The organism is Candidatus Villigracilis proximus, assembly GCF_016717045.1.
Taxonomy (GTDB): domain Bacteria; phylum Chloroflexota; class Anaerolineae; order Anaerolineales; family Villigracilaceae; genus Villigracilis; species Villigracilis proximus.
Genome location: NZ_JADJUO010000008.1, coordinates 62,649 through 78,915, shown reverse-complemented (window position 1 = coordinate 78,915; position 16,267 = coordinate 62,649). Strand labels below are relative to the sequence as shown.

The 16,267-nt window shown below is 48.1% G+C and carries 19 protein-coding genes and 1 pseudogene; 8 read left to right on the top strand and 12 right to left on the bottom strand.

What is annotated here, in order from left to right; genetic code table 11:
• Positions 1-20 precede the first annotated feature (20 nt).
• The 5 genes from IPL71_RS10295 to IPL71_RS10275 all read right to left on the bottom strand — a co-directional run bounded on the left by IPL71_RS10295 (position 21) and on the right by IPL71_RS10275 (position 3,764).
• Positions 21-581, bottom strand: a complete 561-nt coding sequence (locus IPL71_RS10295; protein ID WP_345321300.1) for an FGGY-family carbohydrate kinase — start codon at positions 579-581, stop codon at positions 21-23.
• Complete coding sequence (locus IPL71_RS10290; protein ID WP_345321298.1) at positions 520-1,389, bottom strand: FGGY family carbohydrate kinase; 870 nt, start codon at positions 1,387-1,389, stop codon at positions 520-522. Before IPL71_RS10290 ends, IPL71_RS10295 begins: the two co-directional genes overlap by 62 nt.
• Before the next feature lie 77 nt (positions 1,390-1,466).
• Entirely contained in the window at positions 1,467-2,801 is a 1,335-nt protein-coding gene (locus tag IPL71_RS10285) for an MFS transporter (RefSeq protein WP_345321296.1), read from the bottom strand.
• A gap of 140 nt (positions 2,802-2,941) precedes the next feature.
• Positions 2,942-3,457, bottom strand: coding sequence for a hypothetical protein (locus IPL71_RS10280; protein WP_345321294.1), 516 nt, complete (start codon positions 3,455-3,457; stop codon positions 2,942-2,944).
• Between the two features lie 64 nt (positions 3,458-3,521).
• The gene (locus IPL71_RS10275) at positions 3,522-3,764 is read right to left on the bottom strand and encodes a hypothetical protein (protein ID WP_345321292.1); all 243 of its coding nucleotides are present in this window, start codon (positions 3,762-3,764) and stop codon (positions 3,522-3,524) included.
• Between the two features lie 117 nt (positions 3,765-3,881).
• On the opposite strand from IPL71_RS10275, the gene IPL71_RS10270 reads away from it, so the two are divergent.
• Positions 3,882-4,148 (top strand): hypothetical protein, encoded by a 267-nt coding sequence (locus IPL71_RS10270; RefSeq protein ID WP_345321290.1) that lies wholly within the window; start codon positions 3,882-3,884, stop codon positions 4,146-4,148.
• Between the two features lie 38 nt (positions 4,149-4,186).
• Positions 4,187-4,840, top strand: a complete 654-nt coding sequence (locus tag IPL71_RS10265; protein WP_345321288.1) for an Nmad2 family putative nucleotide modification protein — start codon at positions 4,187-4,189, stop codon at positions 4,838-4,840.
• Between the two features lie 171 nt (positions 4,841-5,011).
• Here the strand turns inward: IPL71_RS10265 and IPL71_RS10260 are convergent, their stop codons facing one another.
• Positions 5,012-5,557 carry a peptidylprolyl isomerase gene (locus tag IPL71_RS10260; RefSeq protein ID WP_514130766.1) on the bottom strand — a complete coding sequence of 182 codons (546 nt, stop codon included), beginning with the start codon at positions 5,555-5,557 and terminating at the stop codon, positions 5,012-5,014.
• A gap of 172 nt (positions 5,558-5,729) precedes the next feature.
• On the opposite strand from IPL71_RS10260, the gene IPL71_RS10255 reads away from it, so the two are divergent.
• The 4 genes from IPL71_RS10255 (at position 5,730) to IPL71_RS10240 (ending at position 8,445) form a co-directional block, all read left to right on the top strand.
• Positions 5,730-6,572, top strand: coding sequence for a YwiC-like family protein (locus tag IPL71_RS10255; RefSeq protein WP_345321286.1), 843 nt, complete (start codon positions 5,730-5,732; stop codon positions 6,570-6,572).
• Positions 6,560-6,781: a hypothetical protein gene (locus IPL71_RS10250; RefSeq protein ID WP_345321285.1), complete on the top strand. Its 222-nt coding sequence runs from the start codon at positions 6,560-6,562 to the stop codon at positions 6,779-6,781. Before IPL71_RS10255 ends, IPL71_RS10250 begins: the two co-directional genes overlap by 13 nt.
• A 27-nt stretch (positions 6,782-6,808) precedes the next feature.
• A complete protein-coding gene (locus IPL71_RS10245) occupies positions 6,809-7,147 on the top strand; it encodes a DsrE family protein (RefSeq protein ID WP_345321283.1) in 339 nt (112 codons plus the stop codon).
• Positions 7,148-7,293: 146 nt separating this feature from the next.
• Positions 7,294-8,445, top strand: coding sequence for an acyl-CoA dehydrogenase family protein (locus tag IPL71_RS10240; protein ID WP_345321281.1), 1,152 nt, complete (start codon positions 7,294-7,296; stop codon positions 8,443-8,445).
• Between the two features lie 185 nt (positions 8,446-8,630).
• Here IPL71_RS10240 and IPL71_RS10235 read toward each other — a convergent pair whose 3' ends face one another.
• From IPL71_RS10235 to IPL71_RS10210, 6 genes are all read right to left on the bottom strand, one after another.
• The gene (locus IPL71_RS10235) at positions 8,631-9,182 is read right to left on the bottom strand and encodes a class I SAM-dependent methyltransferase (RefSeq protein WP_345321279.1); all 552 of its coding nucleotides are present in this window, start codon (positions 9,180-9,182) and stop codon (positions 8,631-8,633) included.
• Positions 9,182-9,757 (bottom strand): ComEA family DNA-binding protein, encoded by a 576-nt coding sequence (locus IPL71_RS10230; protein ID WP_345321277.1) that lies wholly within the window; start codon positions 9,755-9,757, stop codon positions 9,182-9,184. The genes IPL71_RS10235 and IPL71_RS10230 overlap by 1 nt, the downstream gene beginning before the upstream one ends.
• 10 nt (positions 9,758-9,767) lie before the next feature.
• Positions 9,768-10,211, bottom strand: coding sequence for a GNAT family N-acetyltransferase (locus IPL71_RS10225; protein ID WP_345321276.1), 444 nt, complete (start codon positions 10,209-10,211; stop codon positions 9,768-9,770).
• Between the two features lie 9 nt (positions 10,212-10,220).
• Positions 10,221-10,835, bottom strand: coding sequence for a CPBP family glutamic-type intramembrane protease (locus IPL71_RS10220; protein WP_345321274.1), 615 nt, complete (start codon positions 10,833-10,835; stop codon positions 10,221-10,223).
• A 168-nt stretch (positions 10,836-11,003) separates the two neighbouring features.
• Positions 11,004-11,201 carry an SET domain-containing protein-lysine N-methyltransferase gene (locus tag IPL71_RS10215; protein ID WP_345321273.1) on the bottom strand — a complete coding sequence of 66 codons (198 nt, stop codon included), beginning with the start codon at positions 11,199-11,201 and terminating at the stop codon, positions 11,004-11,006.
• A 174-nt stretch (positions 11,202-11,375) separates the two neighbouring features.
• Positions 11,376-11,798, bottom strand: a complete 423-nt coding sequence (locus IPL71_RS10210; RefSeq protein ID WP_345321271.1) for a DUF6992 family protein — start codon at positions 11,796-11,798, stop codon at positions 11,376-11,378.
• 173 nt (positions 11,799-11,971) lie between these two features.
• Between IPL71_RS10210 and IPL71_RS10205 the strand changes: the two are divergent.
• Together IPL71_RS10205 and IPL71_RS10200 are read left to right on the top strand one after the other, a co-directional pair.
• A pseudogene (locus IPL71_RS10205) lies at positions 11,972-13,140 on the top strand (acyl-CoA dehydrogenase).
• Positions 13,141-13,150: 10 nt separating this feature from the next.
• Positions 13,151-16,267, top strand: coding sequence for a glycosyltransferase family 39 protein (locus IPL71_RS10200; protein ID WP_345321269.1), 3,117 nt, complete (start codon positions 13,151-13,153; stop codon positions 16,265-16,267).

Below are 16,267 nucleotides of genomic sequence, written 5' to 3'. Positions count from 1 at the left end.
GAAGTCCGCGCTGTAAATAATTAATGCTGCCGATTCAATCGTGCGTGAATTTTGCGGTTGCTTTCATAGATCGCAATAAACTCGGCAAATAATTCATCATAAATTTTGCGGTGATCGGGATTAGGCGTATATGTGTTTGCAATCTTGACGTGTGTACCGATCTCATCGTACTTCAAATATCCAAGTCCGGCCGACGCAAGCAGTGCCGCGCCGCGCACATTGGTTTCAATCGGATCTTTCATCTGCTGAATGGACCGGTTCAATACATCCGCATGGATCTGGCACCAGATATTTGATTTCGCCCCGCCGCCAACCATATTAAGAGAAGTCACCGGCCGTTTGTTGAATTGCTCCACATACTTCAATAACCAGCGCATATTATAAGCAACCCCTTCAAAAACAGCGCGCACCATATGCGCACGGGTTGTATTTAAGGATTGGTTATGAAATCCGCCGCGCACGAGATGATCGTCAACGGGAGTGCGTTCACCATAAAGCCAGGGTGTGAAAATTAATTTATCACTGCCTGCGGACGTGCGTTCGGCAATTTGGTCGAGTAATTGATAAGCATTTGCGGGCATCTCTCCTGAGATAATTCATCTTGTGGAAAAAGAATATTATTACGCAAATATTGCAGGCATCCGCCGGCACATTCCTGTTCATTTGTGAGAAGATAGCGGCCGGGAATAGCGGAAGGCAGAGCGGCCAGATTATGAAACAGGTCTGTCTTTTAAACGGGACGTGACAAGTCATCCAGCCATCGTGATAAGTCACATTTTCAATGTTGCGGTTGTCTGTCATCCAATTTAAAGTAATTGAATTAAACGATGCAGCAAATTGACCGGTAAGCCGCAACCCGATGTAATCAATAGGTTCAAGGAATTTATATGCACGTTGATAGATTTCAGGGTGAACATCTTGAAGATATAAAATGTGCGCGAGCGGATCCTTGCCGGAATTCCCCGGTGCGCCGCCCGTTAGACGAATCCACTTGATAAGTTTGGTGAGCGCATATCCTTCTACTTTGAGCGGACCATCCATCAGTTTGTGGATGTAAGGTGCGCCGCGTGAGTCCATCCAGATGATGGCGTTACCGATTGCGTCACCCTCCCGATCGACAGCTACCGTGCCCGACCACTGCGACGTAGATGCAATGGCTACAATATCATCATTGGAGATAAGCCCTTTCGCAAGCAGACGTTTGCCCGCGGTTTCAATCGCATCCCACCAAACCTGCGGCGACTGTTCGGCTCCTCCGCCAGGTGGAAGTAAAACCGGCGTTTCTTCAAACTCACTCCCAATCAATTCACCTTGTACAGAAAGCAGGGCAACTTTGGGACCGGACGTACCAAGATCAATTGCAAGAATGAATTTATCTGCGGATGACATTTTGCACACCTCAATTGGGGATTTTTAAATACGGCGATGATACTCCAACATGAATTAAAGCCAAATATAATCACCGATCAAAAAAGTTCTTGAGATTGCCTCAAGAACTTTTTTGATCGGTATGTTTTTTTAATTTCCTTTGAAGAGATGATCGGCGGGACTATGGGTTTCAGTTCCCATTGACGTAATCCATTACGGAAGAAGAACATCAGTGAAGCGCCGGTAATGAGGCACAAAGCATTGAGCAAGATCGCATTTTGCGTACCCAGAGTTTCTGCAGAGTAACCAATAATGATGGAGGAAATGGGCTGTAAGCCAAAGGTTAACATGGTGAAGAGGCTGATGATGCGCGCGATGTCACCGGGGGCCATAAGCTGCATCACACCCAATCCTGTGGTTAATACCAATGGTGCGCCAAGGCTGACGAAGAATATGGAAACCATCGAAAGCGAAATAAATGAGGACTGTGACAATAGCAGGAAGAAAGTTCCCATCCATGCGGCGGCGGCAGTGATGATGAGGCCGATGCGTTTCGCGGCTTGCGAAAGCGGAAGCAGGAACAGCGTGGACATCAATGCCCCTGCGCCTGATGCGCCGAATAAAAGCCCGTAAGTTTGCGAATCTCCGTGCAGCACGTGGTCTGCCACAGCGGGGAGAATGTTGAAGATGGAGAGCCCGAAAAAGGTCACGAGCGAAGCGAAGATCATTAAGTCGATCATGCGCGGCTGCGAGCGGAGAAAATCCACGGTCTCGCGAAATTGTCCGCGTGAACTTCCGCCTTTGTGCTCGGCTTGATGTGAGCGGACAAACATCAAGCTAATAATGACCACCAGAAAACTAAAGCCATTGATCCAAAAAGAAATGGAATTGCCCACAGCTTTAAGCAGGAAACCGCCGAGAGCCGGGCCCAGCATACGGGCGAGTTGCAGCGCCATAATGTTGAGAGTCACCGCCTGACGCACCTGCCCCATACCAGACATATCACCGATGAATGCCTGTTGTGCGGGGAAATCCAGTGCGGAGATAATACCGAGGACAAGAGCTGAAACGTAAATATGCCAGATCTCGATCAGACCGGTCTGGATCAGAATTGCGAGGGTAAAAGCCGAAAGCATGGCAATGATCTGTGTGGCGATCAGAATAAAGCGGCGGTTGAAGCGGTCAGCAATTCCGCCGGCCCAGGGAGCAAGCAGTAACAACGGCAGGCTGTTTAACATGACCACAATGCCAAGCGCTTTTTCAGATTTGGTAAGTTCCCAGATGACCCAACTTTGCGCGGCAGTTTGCATCCATGTGCCTAATAGGGAAATCGCTTGTCCGCCAAGGTAAATGCGTAAGTTGCGATTCTTGAGCGGACTAAAACTACGTGTATAGGTTTGTAACAAGGACGGGCGTTCGATGTTTTCGTTCAAATCAGGGGTTTCCTTTTGTGCAAGATAAATATTGAGACTGTCAGGTATGTGATTTTCTTACAAATTAAGGTGATCAGCCCGAATCAAATAACACCTCCCGAACTGGAAGGTGTTATTTGGGGATTAAAAACTGCGGGAAATTAAGGAACTGGAGTAAGGGTTGGCACAGGTGTTGGTGTATATGTTGGCGGTTTGGTGGGAGTGGCAGTGGGCGGCGGATTAAATATCTTTAAGTTCGTCAGGTCAGTTCCGGCATCAATCTGCAACTCACCTTCTGCAACCCAGCACGGATCTTTATAGATGGGATTCTCTATTACAAACCAGCCAGAAATACTGCCGCGACCGAGTAGTTTTACCCGTTCATTTTGCTTCAATGCGCTGACCACATCATATATCGGACCTGGACCCTGCCAGCACAGAGTAGCACGCAGCACCAGCGGATCCTGCGGCGGCGGCACCGGCGAAGCGGTATCTGTAGACACTACCAAAGCCTCAGGTGTTGATGTAGATGTTTCAACGAAGAGCGCGGCGGTCGGCGTGGACGTATCTGCCAGAACAGACGGGGCTTCTGTAACCGGCGCGCCACTGGGTAAATTACATGCACCAAGCACCAGAGACAGAAAAACCAACGCAGCTCCAAAGATTCTATTTTTCATTCTAAACCTCCAGTCATAATAATATATATAGCCATTTTAATATAATCCGTCTCTTAAATGACTGTCAATCTTCATCGTCCTCTTTTTGCAGACCATACGCACGCGACACGGCAAGCTCGACCTGCTCATCTGGATGAGTATCACACGCAACCAGTGGACGCTGCGAATGAGGCACAAGTTTTCCACCCGCGCTCATTACTTTTGCATCCACATATTTTCCGTTTGCATCTGTGATCACATAAAGTTGGTACAACTTTCCGCAGACAACGCAGCCATGCATTTCGCCTTTGGTGTATTTCTCAGTCATTGGGGCACCTCCGTTATTTTATACATACTATACAACACTTTACAACACTTTTTCAGATATGGAGTATCGCACAAAGGGGAATAAAACAATTTACGCAACAAGCGGTAAAATAAAAATATGGATACCCACAAACCCTTCGAGAAAATCGCTTCGCGATTTCAAATTTCACAGGAAAGCGCAAAATTCTTTCTTGGCCGCGTTCAAAAAAGCTTCAAAACGGAAAAACCGCCTCACAAACTGATCGTGGACTTTCTTGAAGCGCAGGAGTTGGAATATCTACTCACACCCTACGAACTGGCTGCCATGTTAAATGAAAGCGGAGCCTGGCCTCATGCGCTGGTCACCGAGCCGCCCGCCATTGTAGACGATGAAGATTTATATTGATCTCGGATTGATAATCACGTTTCAAAAAAAGGAAACTTATGAAATTATTTTCGTACACAGTACGCTATGATGGCGGAGCCGCCCCCAATCCATTCTGGGGCATTTGCACACTTGTGATCTGTAAACCCGCCATCCGCCGCGCCGCTGAAGTGGATGATTGGGTCGTCGGCCTCGGGTCAGCGACATCTCCCATCGGTGATATTTCAGACCATTTAGTGTATGCCATGAAAGTCACCAGCAAAATGACAATGGAAGAGTATGACCAGTTCTGCAAGACCTTTGTGCCAAAGAAAAAACCAGACTGGCGCAATATCGATTATCGTATGCGCATGGGCGATTGCATCTATAACTATACAGGCGGCTCAGATCCCAAAATGCGCACCGGCGTCCACAAGGAAGAAAATAAGGAAAAAGACCTGAGCGGGCTATACGCGCTTGCCTCCAAGCAATTCTATTATTTCGGCAATGAGCCTGAAAAACTTCCGGATGAGCTCCGCCCAATCATGCATTCAACACAAGGACACAAATCAGACGAAAATCAACCTTATCTGGAATCATTTGTAAACTGGATCGAAAATTTAGATGTGATCCCAAATAAAGTCCTTGCTGATCCATTGCTCAAAAAACAATACGCACGCGAAAAAGAACTGCAATCCCTTTGCTCCATGCGCGATCTGGAAGAAGACGATTAACCAGTAAAACTGGAGCGCGGACTTCAGTCCGCAAAAAGAGAGAAAAAGAGAGGATGAAGCGATAAAACTTCATCCTCTCTTTTTATTTTATGGAGTCCATCAGCTCGCTGATGGCTGTCTCACAAACAGCACCCACAAGTCACATGAGCTGCCTGACTCCGTATAAACTGCTTATTCTTCAGTGATTGTGATCGTCTTGATCGCATCACCAGGTGTGGACGGGTTTTGATCGGGATCACGGCGCGTGATGCCATTGACCACATCCATGCCTTCGACCACCTGACCAAAGATGGTGTAACCGCCATTCAGAAAATCAGCTGCATCAAACGTGATAAAGAACTGACTGCCATTCGTATCGGGGCCGGCGTTGGCCATCGCCAACACACCGGGCTTATCGAAGACCAGGTCACTGTTTTCATTTACGAATTCATAACCGGGGCCGCCCTGACCCGTACCCGTCGGGTCGCCGCCTTGCGCCATAAAGCCATCAAGCACACGATGGAAAGTCACACCATCATAAAATCCTTCACGCGCAAGAAACACAAAACTATTCACAGTGATCGGCGCCTTATCGGCGTACAACTCAAGCACAAACTGCCCGCCTTTTTCCATTTCTACAGTAGCCATATAAGTCTTGTTCACATCAATGGTCATGGGCGGTGCAGCTGTATATTGCTTCGGCCCCGAAGTGCCAGAGGAGTTTACCCACACAACCATAGCCACAACAACCAGCATTAAGCCAGAGCCGCGTATTGAATCGTCTTATTCGCCTTCTGAGTCTGTGTCTGATTTACCTTTTCTTTTTTGCCATGCGTATCTCTCCTTAAATGATTTACAGATATTATAACAACCTTGCACACATCGGGGTTTTCTTTATGCTTGTTAAACAATGCTTGCAAATTTCAAAAAGCAGATTGCTCTTCCGCAAGACCACGGCTCGTGGGTATTCATCCTCACCCCTCTACTGGTTGGGATCTTTGCAAGCGGCACATTCAATTATGCAACATTTAATTTGATCATCGCGGCCATGTCTGCGTTCATGATTCGTCAACCGATCACAGTGATCGTCAAAGTGATCTCTGGCAGACGCCCAAACACGGATCTACCCCCCGCCCGTTTCTGGGCGCTGGTCTATGGCATCATCTCAGCCCTGGCATTGACCGCCTTAATCCTCGCAGGCTTTGGCTATATTCTCTATCTGGCAATTCCCGCCGCGCCGGTCTTTGCCTGGCATCTCTGGCTGGTGAGTCAACGTTCTGAACGAAAGCAGGCCGGCATTGAGATCGTCGCCACCGGTGTCTTGTCACTTGCAGCACCCGCCGCCTATTGGGTCGGGCTCGGAGAGTACAATCCGCTTGGCTGGTGGCTCCTCGTGTGGACATGGCTGCAAGCCGCGGCGAGCATCGTCTATGCATATCTCAGGCTGGAACAACGCGAATTGAAACAGGATCAGGCTACAGGTCAGGAAAGAAGCGTTTTGTGGAAGATGGGCAGACGCGCGCTCGTCTACACGTCATTCAATTTATGCGCGTCGCTTTTATTGGGTTGGGCAAATTTAATTCCGCAGTTGATCTTCATCCCGTTTTTAATTCAATGGCTTGAAACACTTTGGGGCATCACCCATCCATCCATTGGCTGGAAACCCGTCCGCATTGGAATGCGTCAGTTTGTGGTCAGCACCTTGTGGACGATCCTGTTCATCATTTGCTGGAGGACATCATGGACGAATTAAAGTACGAACTTCTAACCGAAGTGCTGGGACAAATGGAAGCTGAATTGTTGAAACTCTATTTCCAGTCTAATGAGATCGAAGTGGAATTGTTTCAGGAAGCAACCTCGTTGAACGTCATGCCGGTCACTTTTGGCAGAGTGGAAATTTACGTTGAAAAGAAGGATGCAAAAAGGCGCGTAGTCTTCTTGCAGAATACGACAAAAAAATAGATTCGGAATAAATCAAAGGAGATAAATATGAAAGACACAGTCATACTCGTCACCAATAACGGCATGGGCAAGGCAGACCTTGCGTTACAACAAAAACTGGCCGCTAAATATTTTGAATTGCTTTTACAAAATACAAATCCGCCGGCCGCAATTTGTTTCTACACCGAAGGTGTAATGTTGACCGTAGCAGATTCTCCAGTATTGGAGCAGCTTAAGGCGCTGGAAGCCAAAGGCGTGCGGTTGATCATCTGCTCCACCTGTCTTGATTTTTACAATCTCAGCGGGCAGAATCAGGTTGGGATCGTGGGCGGTATGCCGGATATTATCGAGGCGCAAACAAAAGCCGCCAAAGTGATTACAATATAGAAAACACTATGGAGTCGGACAGCTTGCTGTCCGCGTGGGTGCTACCCGTGTATCGCTTTGTGGGTTTCTTTACCTGCAGAAATTAACCCATCAGCAAGCTGATGGACTCCATCGCAAACTGAATAAATCAACGCAGGAGAAGTATTATGGATTTTGATCTAAACGACGAACAAAAAGCATGGAAGAAATCTGTCCACGAGTTTGTGGCAAAGGTTGTAAAACCAAAAGCACGTGAAATGGATGAAAACGAAACCTTCAACTGGGACGCTGTCCGCAAGGGCGGGCCGCTCGGTCTGCTCGGCATGAGCATTCCCGAAGCCTACGGCGGCTCAAACGTGGACATGATCTCATCGGCCATTGCCATGGAAGAATTGGGCTGGGGCTGCGGTTCCACTGCTTTGGCTTTCACCGCCCACAACGGGCTGGGCACCGCGCCCATCGCTTTGTATGGCTCGGAAGAGTTGAAAGCAAAATGGCTGCCATTGGTTTCAGAAGGCAAGAACAAACTCGGCGCACTCGCATTGACCGAACCCGGGGCCGGCTCTGATATTCAAGGCGGAGTCATTACCAAAGCCGAAAAACAGGGCGATGAATGGGTAATCAATGGCGCGAAGATGTGGTGTACCAACGCCGGCATTGCCGAATATGTGATTACTTTAGTCCGCACAGACCCGAAGGGCGGATCAAAGTCTTTGAGCATGATCCTTGTCCCAACTGATACGAAGGGAATGAAAGTTGGTCCCGCTGAAAAAAAGATGGGACTGCGCGGCTCCCCCGCTCACGGCATCACCTATGACAATGTCCGCGTGCCGTTGGGGAATTTGGTGGGCGTGGAAGGACGCGGATTACAGCAAACCCTCGCCACACTCGATGCAGGCCGCATCAGCATTGGCGGAATCTCCATCGGGCTGGCACAAGCCGCACTCGAAGCCGCTGTAGACTATGCGCGGGAGCGCAAGGCGTTCGGCCAGTCTATTTCGGAGTTTCAGGCTATTCAGTTTAAATTAGCTAACATGGCAACAGAGATCGAACTCGCGCGAACCATTCTGCATAAAGCTGCGTGGCTCAAAGATCAGGGACGCCCCTACAATAAAGAAGCCGCGATGGCGAAGTTGTACGCCACCGAAATGGCAGAACGCGTCTGTTATGAGTCGATCCAGATCCACGGTGGAAATGGATACAGCCGCGAATACAATGTAGAAAGAATGTACCGCGATGCGCGCCTGATGACCATCGGCGAAGGCACCAGCGAAATTCAGCGTTTGGTCATTGCAAGGCATGTACTGGCGAGTGAGTAAAAAAGGGCTAGATTGCCGTCCGTGTTGGGTGTTGTCCGTGTAAACCATCAGCACCCACAGGGCACATGAGCTGATGGACTCCATAATTGCAAGTTGCTGATACTCTGTAATTAAGAAAACATCCCGAAGGTTGTCTGATGACAATTTTTGGGATGTTTTTTATATTTTATTAAAAAAGCGTGATTTTATTTTTTGATGATGATCCAGGCTGTCCCATCTTCTACGCGGATATTTGTCTCTTGATCTGGAAATAATTTTACGATCTGATCTGGCGCAAGAAAGTGACTGCGCATTAAAAGAAGTTTCTCTGCAATCGCAATTAACTTCACGCCAAAGGTGCGGATATCGGGTTCTTCGATCACGAGCAGTCCGCCGGGTTTGAGCACGCGCAGCATTTCACGCGCGCTATCAACTTGATCGATCACGTGATGCAGTGCGTCCACCATGATGACACGCTCGAAGGAATTATCAGCGAAGGGTAATGATTCAGAACCGCCGCAGACAGGCTTGAACGCGGAGCGATCCGCTTTGTCCAGCATTCCGAAAGATACATCCGTAATGATCACTTCGTCCACAAGATCACGGATCGCGGATGCGACACGTCCCGTGCCGCCGCCCACATCCAGCAGTTTTCCAGAAATAGGCAGTGCGCCAACTTCGCGTATAAGATTTGCTTTTGAATATGTTACGCGGGCATAGATCGAAGCGATGGCTGAAAAATGATCGAAAGCAGGCATTAGATTTTTATCAGTCCTTTAATATTATCAAATGTAGATACACCAATTCCAGAAACTTTCATAATATCTTCTATGCTTGCGAATGGTCCATTTTCGGTGCGATAGTCGATTATTTTTTGCGCGGTGGTCGGTCCAATTCCGGGAAGCGTATCCAATTCGTCAACACCGGCAGTGTTGATATTAATGAGTTCCGTTCCTGAATTATTGGCTGGCTCTTCAGTGGAAGATGGAAGATCAACCGATGGTACTTCAGAAGGTACGCTGCCATCCTGATATGGAATCACCAACTGCTGACCATCTTCAAGCAGCGCGGCCAAATTGACCGCATCCACATTGGCTTCGGCCAGAATTCCACCGGCGGCATCAATCGCATTCTGCACGCGTGCGCCCTGAGCAAACTCATACAAACCCGGGCGCGGCACTGCGCCAATCACATGCACAGCAACTGGTGCCTTGGTGGGCGCAGGAAGTAAAACGACCGGTTCTCCAGCCGGCGCACGCGCCACAAAAACAAGCACACCCGCCAGCACAAAGCCCGCCATCACTCCAAGCAAAACATATAAAGCATTCTTCATACGAATGATTTTACTCCAACTTCATGACAAGCAATTCTTGACCTGATCTTCTAAATACATCGGAAAGTTTAAACAACTTTTTAATTCGCGCAAAATAGCGCGGCATGGCCTTATCTGCGATCACTTGAAAGCCAAACTTTTCATACATCGGCCCATTATGCGAAACACACATTAGATATAACGGTCTCGGGTTTTCATGCAAAAGCATCTCAATCACAACACGCGCTAATCCCTGCCCGCGATATTCAGGGTTAACTGCAATCGAAGCCAGTTCGCGGATGTCTTCTCCATGAGGCTTGATCTGCCCGCAGGCAATGACCTGCCCCTTTTCATTGACCACAACGATAAAACGCTTCCAATCCAGTCCTGTGGGATTGATCCCGACCAAATTGATCAAGCCTTTAATTTGAGAGGATTCTGACTCCAAAGCCGGACGAACAGGATAAGTATTCATATCTACTCTTTATATCACGCCAGCAGCAACCAGAATGACAAACGTAGCAATAAACCAATGAATCAGAAAGGGCCAGACAAACGACCTTGTGCGGTATGCCACCCAGCCAAATGCGAATCCGCCAAAGATGGTGGAGAGTGTTTCAATATCTGGTTTGCCAATATGTGCCAGCGCAAATGGAACAGCGTGCAGCCACAATCCGTCATGCCCGAATTTACGTGTATAGGCAAAAAGAATCCAACCGCGAAAGAAGAACTCCCAACCAAGCAGATCAATAAAAGTTGTCCACGGCAGGCCGGGCAAAAATCTTTCGTAATATGTCTTCATGGCCGCGTTGCCGCTTCCCAGATAATAAATGACAGGAGCCATGACAAGAATCCCGAGCACGGTGTAGGTTAATCCCAGTTTCCAGTCGCCAAAGGAGAAGCCATATTCTTTCGGGTTTTCACGAAACAGAATCAATATCAGCAATAGCGGAATGGCAAAATAAAGAATTAAACGATCCCAGTATTTATAGTCAGTAAACGTATAGTAATGGTCAATGATCAACAACGAAGTGCTGACGATGGTGACAATCGCAACTTTCCAGTCAATATTTAGTTTTTCACCGAGTAAATATTTCATTTCAATGTCTTATAGTGCGGACTAAATTCCGCGCTCCACGGGGGTATTGGCACGCAACGATTTAATCCGCCGCTCGAGATAGGGACAACAATAACCTCTATACTCCTACCACAATTCAGGAAGTTTCCAATCGTTGCACGTCCCTCTTTTTCGACACTTCACCGCGCCTCAATAACATTCAAACTCCTCGTATCTTCCGCCCTCAGACATCGCGTAATCAAACATCAATTCTTCGCCTGTCTTAATATCGCGTAAAGCCACCAAACCGATCTGTCCGAAGAATCCCAAATTGGGGTTACAGGAATGATTGAAACAATCATTGGGCTCCTTCTCTTCCGCGGTCAGCAAATACAGATCTTCGTCCATTTAAGGACGCGCTGCGTGAAGCGCGGCATGGATGGATCAAGCTCATCTTTGCGGACAATCCGCCCGCCCCAGAGAGAGACGAGTTCACCTTTGGTAATATTTGCAACCGCGAAGACTCACATCCGCCTTCGGCATGGTCACGAGCTTCGCACTTGGAGTTAAGATAGGAAAAGATCATATAGCCTCTATATTGGGCACGCTTAACGCGTGAATAAGATCAAAGAAAAATAAAAACGCGCCTTGTAGAATAATACCCCAGCCCGTGCCAATCCAAAACGCTTCAGCATAATTTTGGATAATAAAAAATCCAGCGAGGATATACAACACGTCCAGACCAAAGTTGACCCACAGGATTTTGCGGATGCTTTGCGCTTCACGCATCGGGTCGGCTGTGGATTTGCGTCGAGCGGCAGATTTTGCGCCGAGGAAAGCAATGGCAAAATCAATGAGTCCCCAGGCGACGCCCTGAATGCCGAAGCCGCGCAAAAAGTTATCGGAGGCGAAGCAGGCTGCAAGTCCGAAGAGAACGCTGAGAATGCTCCAGACGAGAAGGCGGTTTGTTAATATAGTTTCAAATTGCCAGATGCGAGAGTTCATATAAGAGATTATAAAATAGTTTCAAACCGCCTTTGCATAAGCCATCTTAATCACGTAATTATATTGGACGATGGAGAGAAGTCAATTGCCATTTTCCGATTATTACAACGCGCCAGCTTACACGCCCAAAGCGGTATAATCTTGAAAACTATTTTCTTCCGGAGAGATAACAAATGACCGATCTTCCCATCCACCCACTTACAGCCGAACACAAAATGATCCGCGATGCGGCGCGCGATTTTGCCCAAAAAGAAATCTCCCCAATCGCAGCCGAACATGATGAAAGCGGAGAATTTCCGCACGCGACGATGAAAAAAATGGGAGAAATGGGATTTATGGGAATCGAAGTTCCCGAGCAATATGGCGGCGCGGGTATGGATGCACTCGCCTATGTTCTGGCTCTTGAAGAAATCTGCAAAGTGGATGCAGCACACGGCGTTATCATGTCGGTAAACAATTCCTTATACTGTCACGGCATATTAAAATTTGGCACAGAAGAACAGAAGAAAAAATTTATCACACCCATTGCATCGGGCAAGGCTATTGGCGCATATTCCCTGACCGAAGCTCAAAGCGGTTCAGATGCGGGCACAATGAAAAGCCGCGCCACCCGCGACGGTGATTCTTATATTTTGAATGGCTCCAAATCCTGGGTTACCAGCGGCCCAGTAGCCGATTATTTCGTGGTCTTTATGATGACCGATCCTGAGAAAAAACAAAAAGGGGTCAGCGCTTTTTTGGTGGATGGAAAAACAAACGGATTAAAACGCGGCAAGAAGGAACCGAAACTTGGAATCCGCGCCTCGGCTACCAGTGAGTTGATCTTCGACAATTGCAGGGTCCCAGCTGACAACAGACTCGGCGCGGAAGGCGAAGGTTTCAAGATCGCCATGACCGTGTTGGATGCGGGCCGTATCGGCATTGCAACTCAGGCGCTCGAATTGCAGAAGCGGCATACGAAGCTTCCCGCCAGTATGTGGGTCAGCGTGAATCGTTTGGTCAGCCAATCGGCGCGTTTCAGGGAACAGGATTCAAGATCGCAGATATGAAAACACGCATTGAGGCATCGCGTCTGCTGATCTACAATGCGGCGATTGCAAAAGAAAATTCCAAACAAACGGATGGAAGATATTCCCTTGAAGCATCCATGGCGAAGTTGTTTGCATCTGAAACCGCCATGTTCGTTACACATCAAGCAGTACAGATCCACGGCGGCATGGGATATAGCAAGGAATTGCCAATCGAAAGATATTTCCGTGATGCAAAGATCACAGAGATTTATGAGGGCACAAGCGAAATTCAACGCCTTGTCATTTCGCGCATGGAAACCGGTCTTCGCTAAAGGTGTTTTAATGTCTTCCGGTTACCTGGTATTGATCCTCGCGCTTCTCACGGCTGTATATTTGGATTGGCTTTTAATCAGGCGGAGAAAGCCCCATGCTCATATCCTCACATGGGCTCGAATTGCAAATTTTTCTGCCTGGATAAAGAATTACAAATTTGAACTCTTCATAATTACATTGTGGACGGTTTGGGCTGGACATTTATATTTTGTCTTTTACAAGCACATACCTTTCTGGAGTCTGATCCCAACTCTTTTGGCGCTGGCTGGAACACTGTTGCTTTTTGTCGCGGCACATCGTCAAAGATGGGTTGATGTACCGGTGACAGAAACAACTCCTCACGTCGAAAAAGAAGCGGAGACTCATGTTAATAGGCAGATCCTAAAACAACGTCTCACTTTTTATGTTTCACAATTCCGTTGGGAAATTCTGCTGGCTGGTGTGGTAACAATGCTGGCAGCTTATTTTTTGATATTTGCACCTGCACAAATGGCGGGTGGAATTCCGATCAATCCAATGGAACCTGGCCGCCCGTTTTATTTCCTGCATTGGCAGCGCGGCTCGCTGAATTTTCTCTACTATGAAGCTGCAATTGCAAGCACAGTCCTAACAGGATTGCTGGCATTATCCATTGTAATTCTGGCCCTGGTTCGCCGTTCACCAAGCCGCATAAAAACCGCCCTGCTCTGGACTTCACTGAGTCTGGCCATGTGTGCGCAGTGGTGTCTTGGCAGAGAACCTGAACACAGAATGGGGATTGAGTTATATCTGGCGGCGGCTCTTGGGTTTTTCATTTGGGCACAATTGGCAAAGCAACAAATCGTATTCAGCTTGAATCAGCCTATTTATGTGAAGCGCGGTCTTGAGATCACCCTGGTCGTAGCCGTTATTGCACTCGCATCCTTTGGGCGTCTTTTTGAGTTGGATTCCATTCCATACGGCATTGAAGGGGACGAAGCCAAATGGACGGGCGAAGTGGTCTGGTTGGGAATTCGCGGTCTACCTGATTATTCAGGGCTGTATCATCGCGACGCGCTGCCTGTCAGTTTTTTTATGCAAACTCCGTTCCATCAATTATTGGGGCCGTCAATTTTTTCAGCACGTTTTGAAGTGGCCTTCTTTAGTATTCTGGCAACTTTTCTTTTCTATCTGCTGCTGCGCCGCCTCACGAATATTCCGCTGGCCCTGCTTTCAGCCTGGCTATTAAGTGCTTCCATTTTTGATATCAGCGCCAGCCGCCTCGCAAATGTGGAAAGTCACGTTAAGCTGTGGCCGATCCTTACACTGTTGCTTTTGGCCTGGGCAATTCGTGCGCGCCGTTGGCATCTCTATGCGGTCAGTGGTATCGCGCTGGCGCTCGGACTGCTCACGTATGACACAGTCTGGCCTTTGCTGCTGGCGGCAGTTAGCATTTGTATGATTGAGATCAATCGTCAGGATGTTACTCGAACAGAAAAGGCTCGCTTCGTCACAGCCCTGCTTGCGCCTTCCATCTTTGCACTGCCCATTCTGCTTCCATACCTTGCAAGCCGCCTGGGTTATTACGATTTCAACGCGAAGGGCTGGGAAGAAGGATTCTCAACGCTTTGGTTATATTTTTCCAAAGTACTTAAAAGCTGGTATATCTACGCCAATGTAGATTTTCTATACAACCGCATGGGACCGCTCGTTAACGCATTCCTGCTTCCCTGGATCACAATGGGGTTTTTCGTTTCCCTGGCAACCCTCCGCCAGCGATTCTCCTACTGGACATTGATCTGGCTCGCTGTATTTATTTTTCCTGTGCCCATCGCAGCACACTCCCCGCTTGGACGTGTGTACTATCCCGGGCTTCCGGCTGTCTATGCGCTGGCGGCGCTGGGATTATTCCTGTTCGCGTATGACAGTCTGAGCTTTATCGGGAAAATACTCCAGCCTTTATCGGTCACCATTGCGCTCGTTGTATTGATCTGGCTGCCGCTGATGAACCTTTATATTTATTTCAATGAAACTGGCGATGAGCAGAATCGTCAAGTACGGCGCGAGATCGGCGAGATCGCCGGCAGTGCAGCAGACATGGATACACTCATTGTTCTACCGAACATTCCACACGGTAACGAACCATTAAATAATGAATATCAAATGATCGAGCTTTTCATGCTCGCCAAAATACCCACGGAGGAAATTCAAAATTCCTATCAATACGTGGCACTGGACGACCTGATGCCAGCCCTGCCCGATGACCTGACAGACCGCCCCAACCTTGAGATCATTCTCGACAAGGTCACTGACAGCGATCGCATAAAACGGGATGAAATTGCCCAAACATTAAAGCATTGCTACCCGAAAGGCATCTTGATCGAAGGGATTTTCTTTGACCGTTTTAGCCTGCCCGCTTCAGCATTGGCAGAACCAGCCTGCTTGAGCGCGAACTTAACACTTCATCAAACCAACTCAAGCCAACAATTAAGTTGGGAGTTGTCAAAAAGCACAGTGACAAGCCTTTCACTTCAGTGCGGAGTGCAAACCACAGAACATGTCTGGCTTGAAGCAGAGACACTTCCACCACCGTCAGGTTGGCAGGCAGATACTGCATTTGTACAAGGCTGGAACGCCAGCGGGTATCTGGCTGATAATTATTTAAGTGAACCAGTGCTTTATGAATTTGAAACCTCCACCGCCGGACAAATTTATATTTGGGCGCGCACCTTGAAAAGAGAAGCGGATCATTCGCCTCTGCAATTACAAGTCAACGGGCAGGCAGGGACTGTCAGCCAGACGGTTGAAGATAATCTCAACAAATGGGTCTGGGAACGGGTCGGCCCATTTGATATCTCTGAAAACAAGAACACACTGATAATCACACGGCCCTACATGGATGATCCATCTGGATTTATGGCGATCTTCCTTGATACACTTGTCTTTACCCCCGATGTGAATCTAATGCCGGAACAAAATTATTATGCGCCGATTCCGGCACAACACTTCTTATTTCCCGGCGGACAAAGCGCAGGACAGATAGCGCTTGATCTGGAACCTGGCATTTATCAATGCCAGGTCAGCGTGGACGGAGAACAGAATCTCGTGGACAATCTCGGGCACGCTCCTGTGATGTCGAATTTTGTTGTGATCGAAATCAAACCGTAG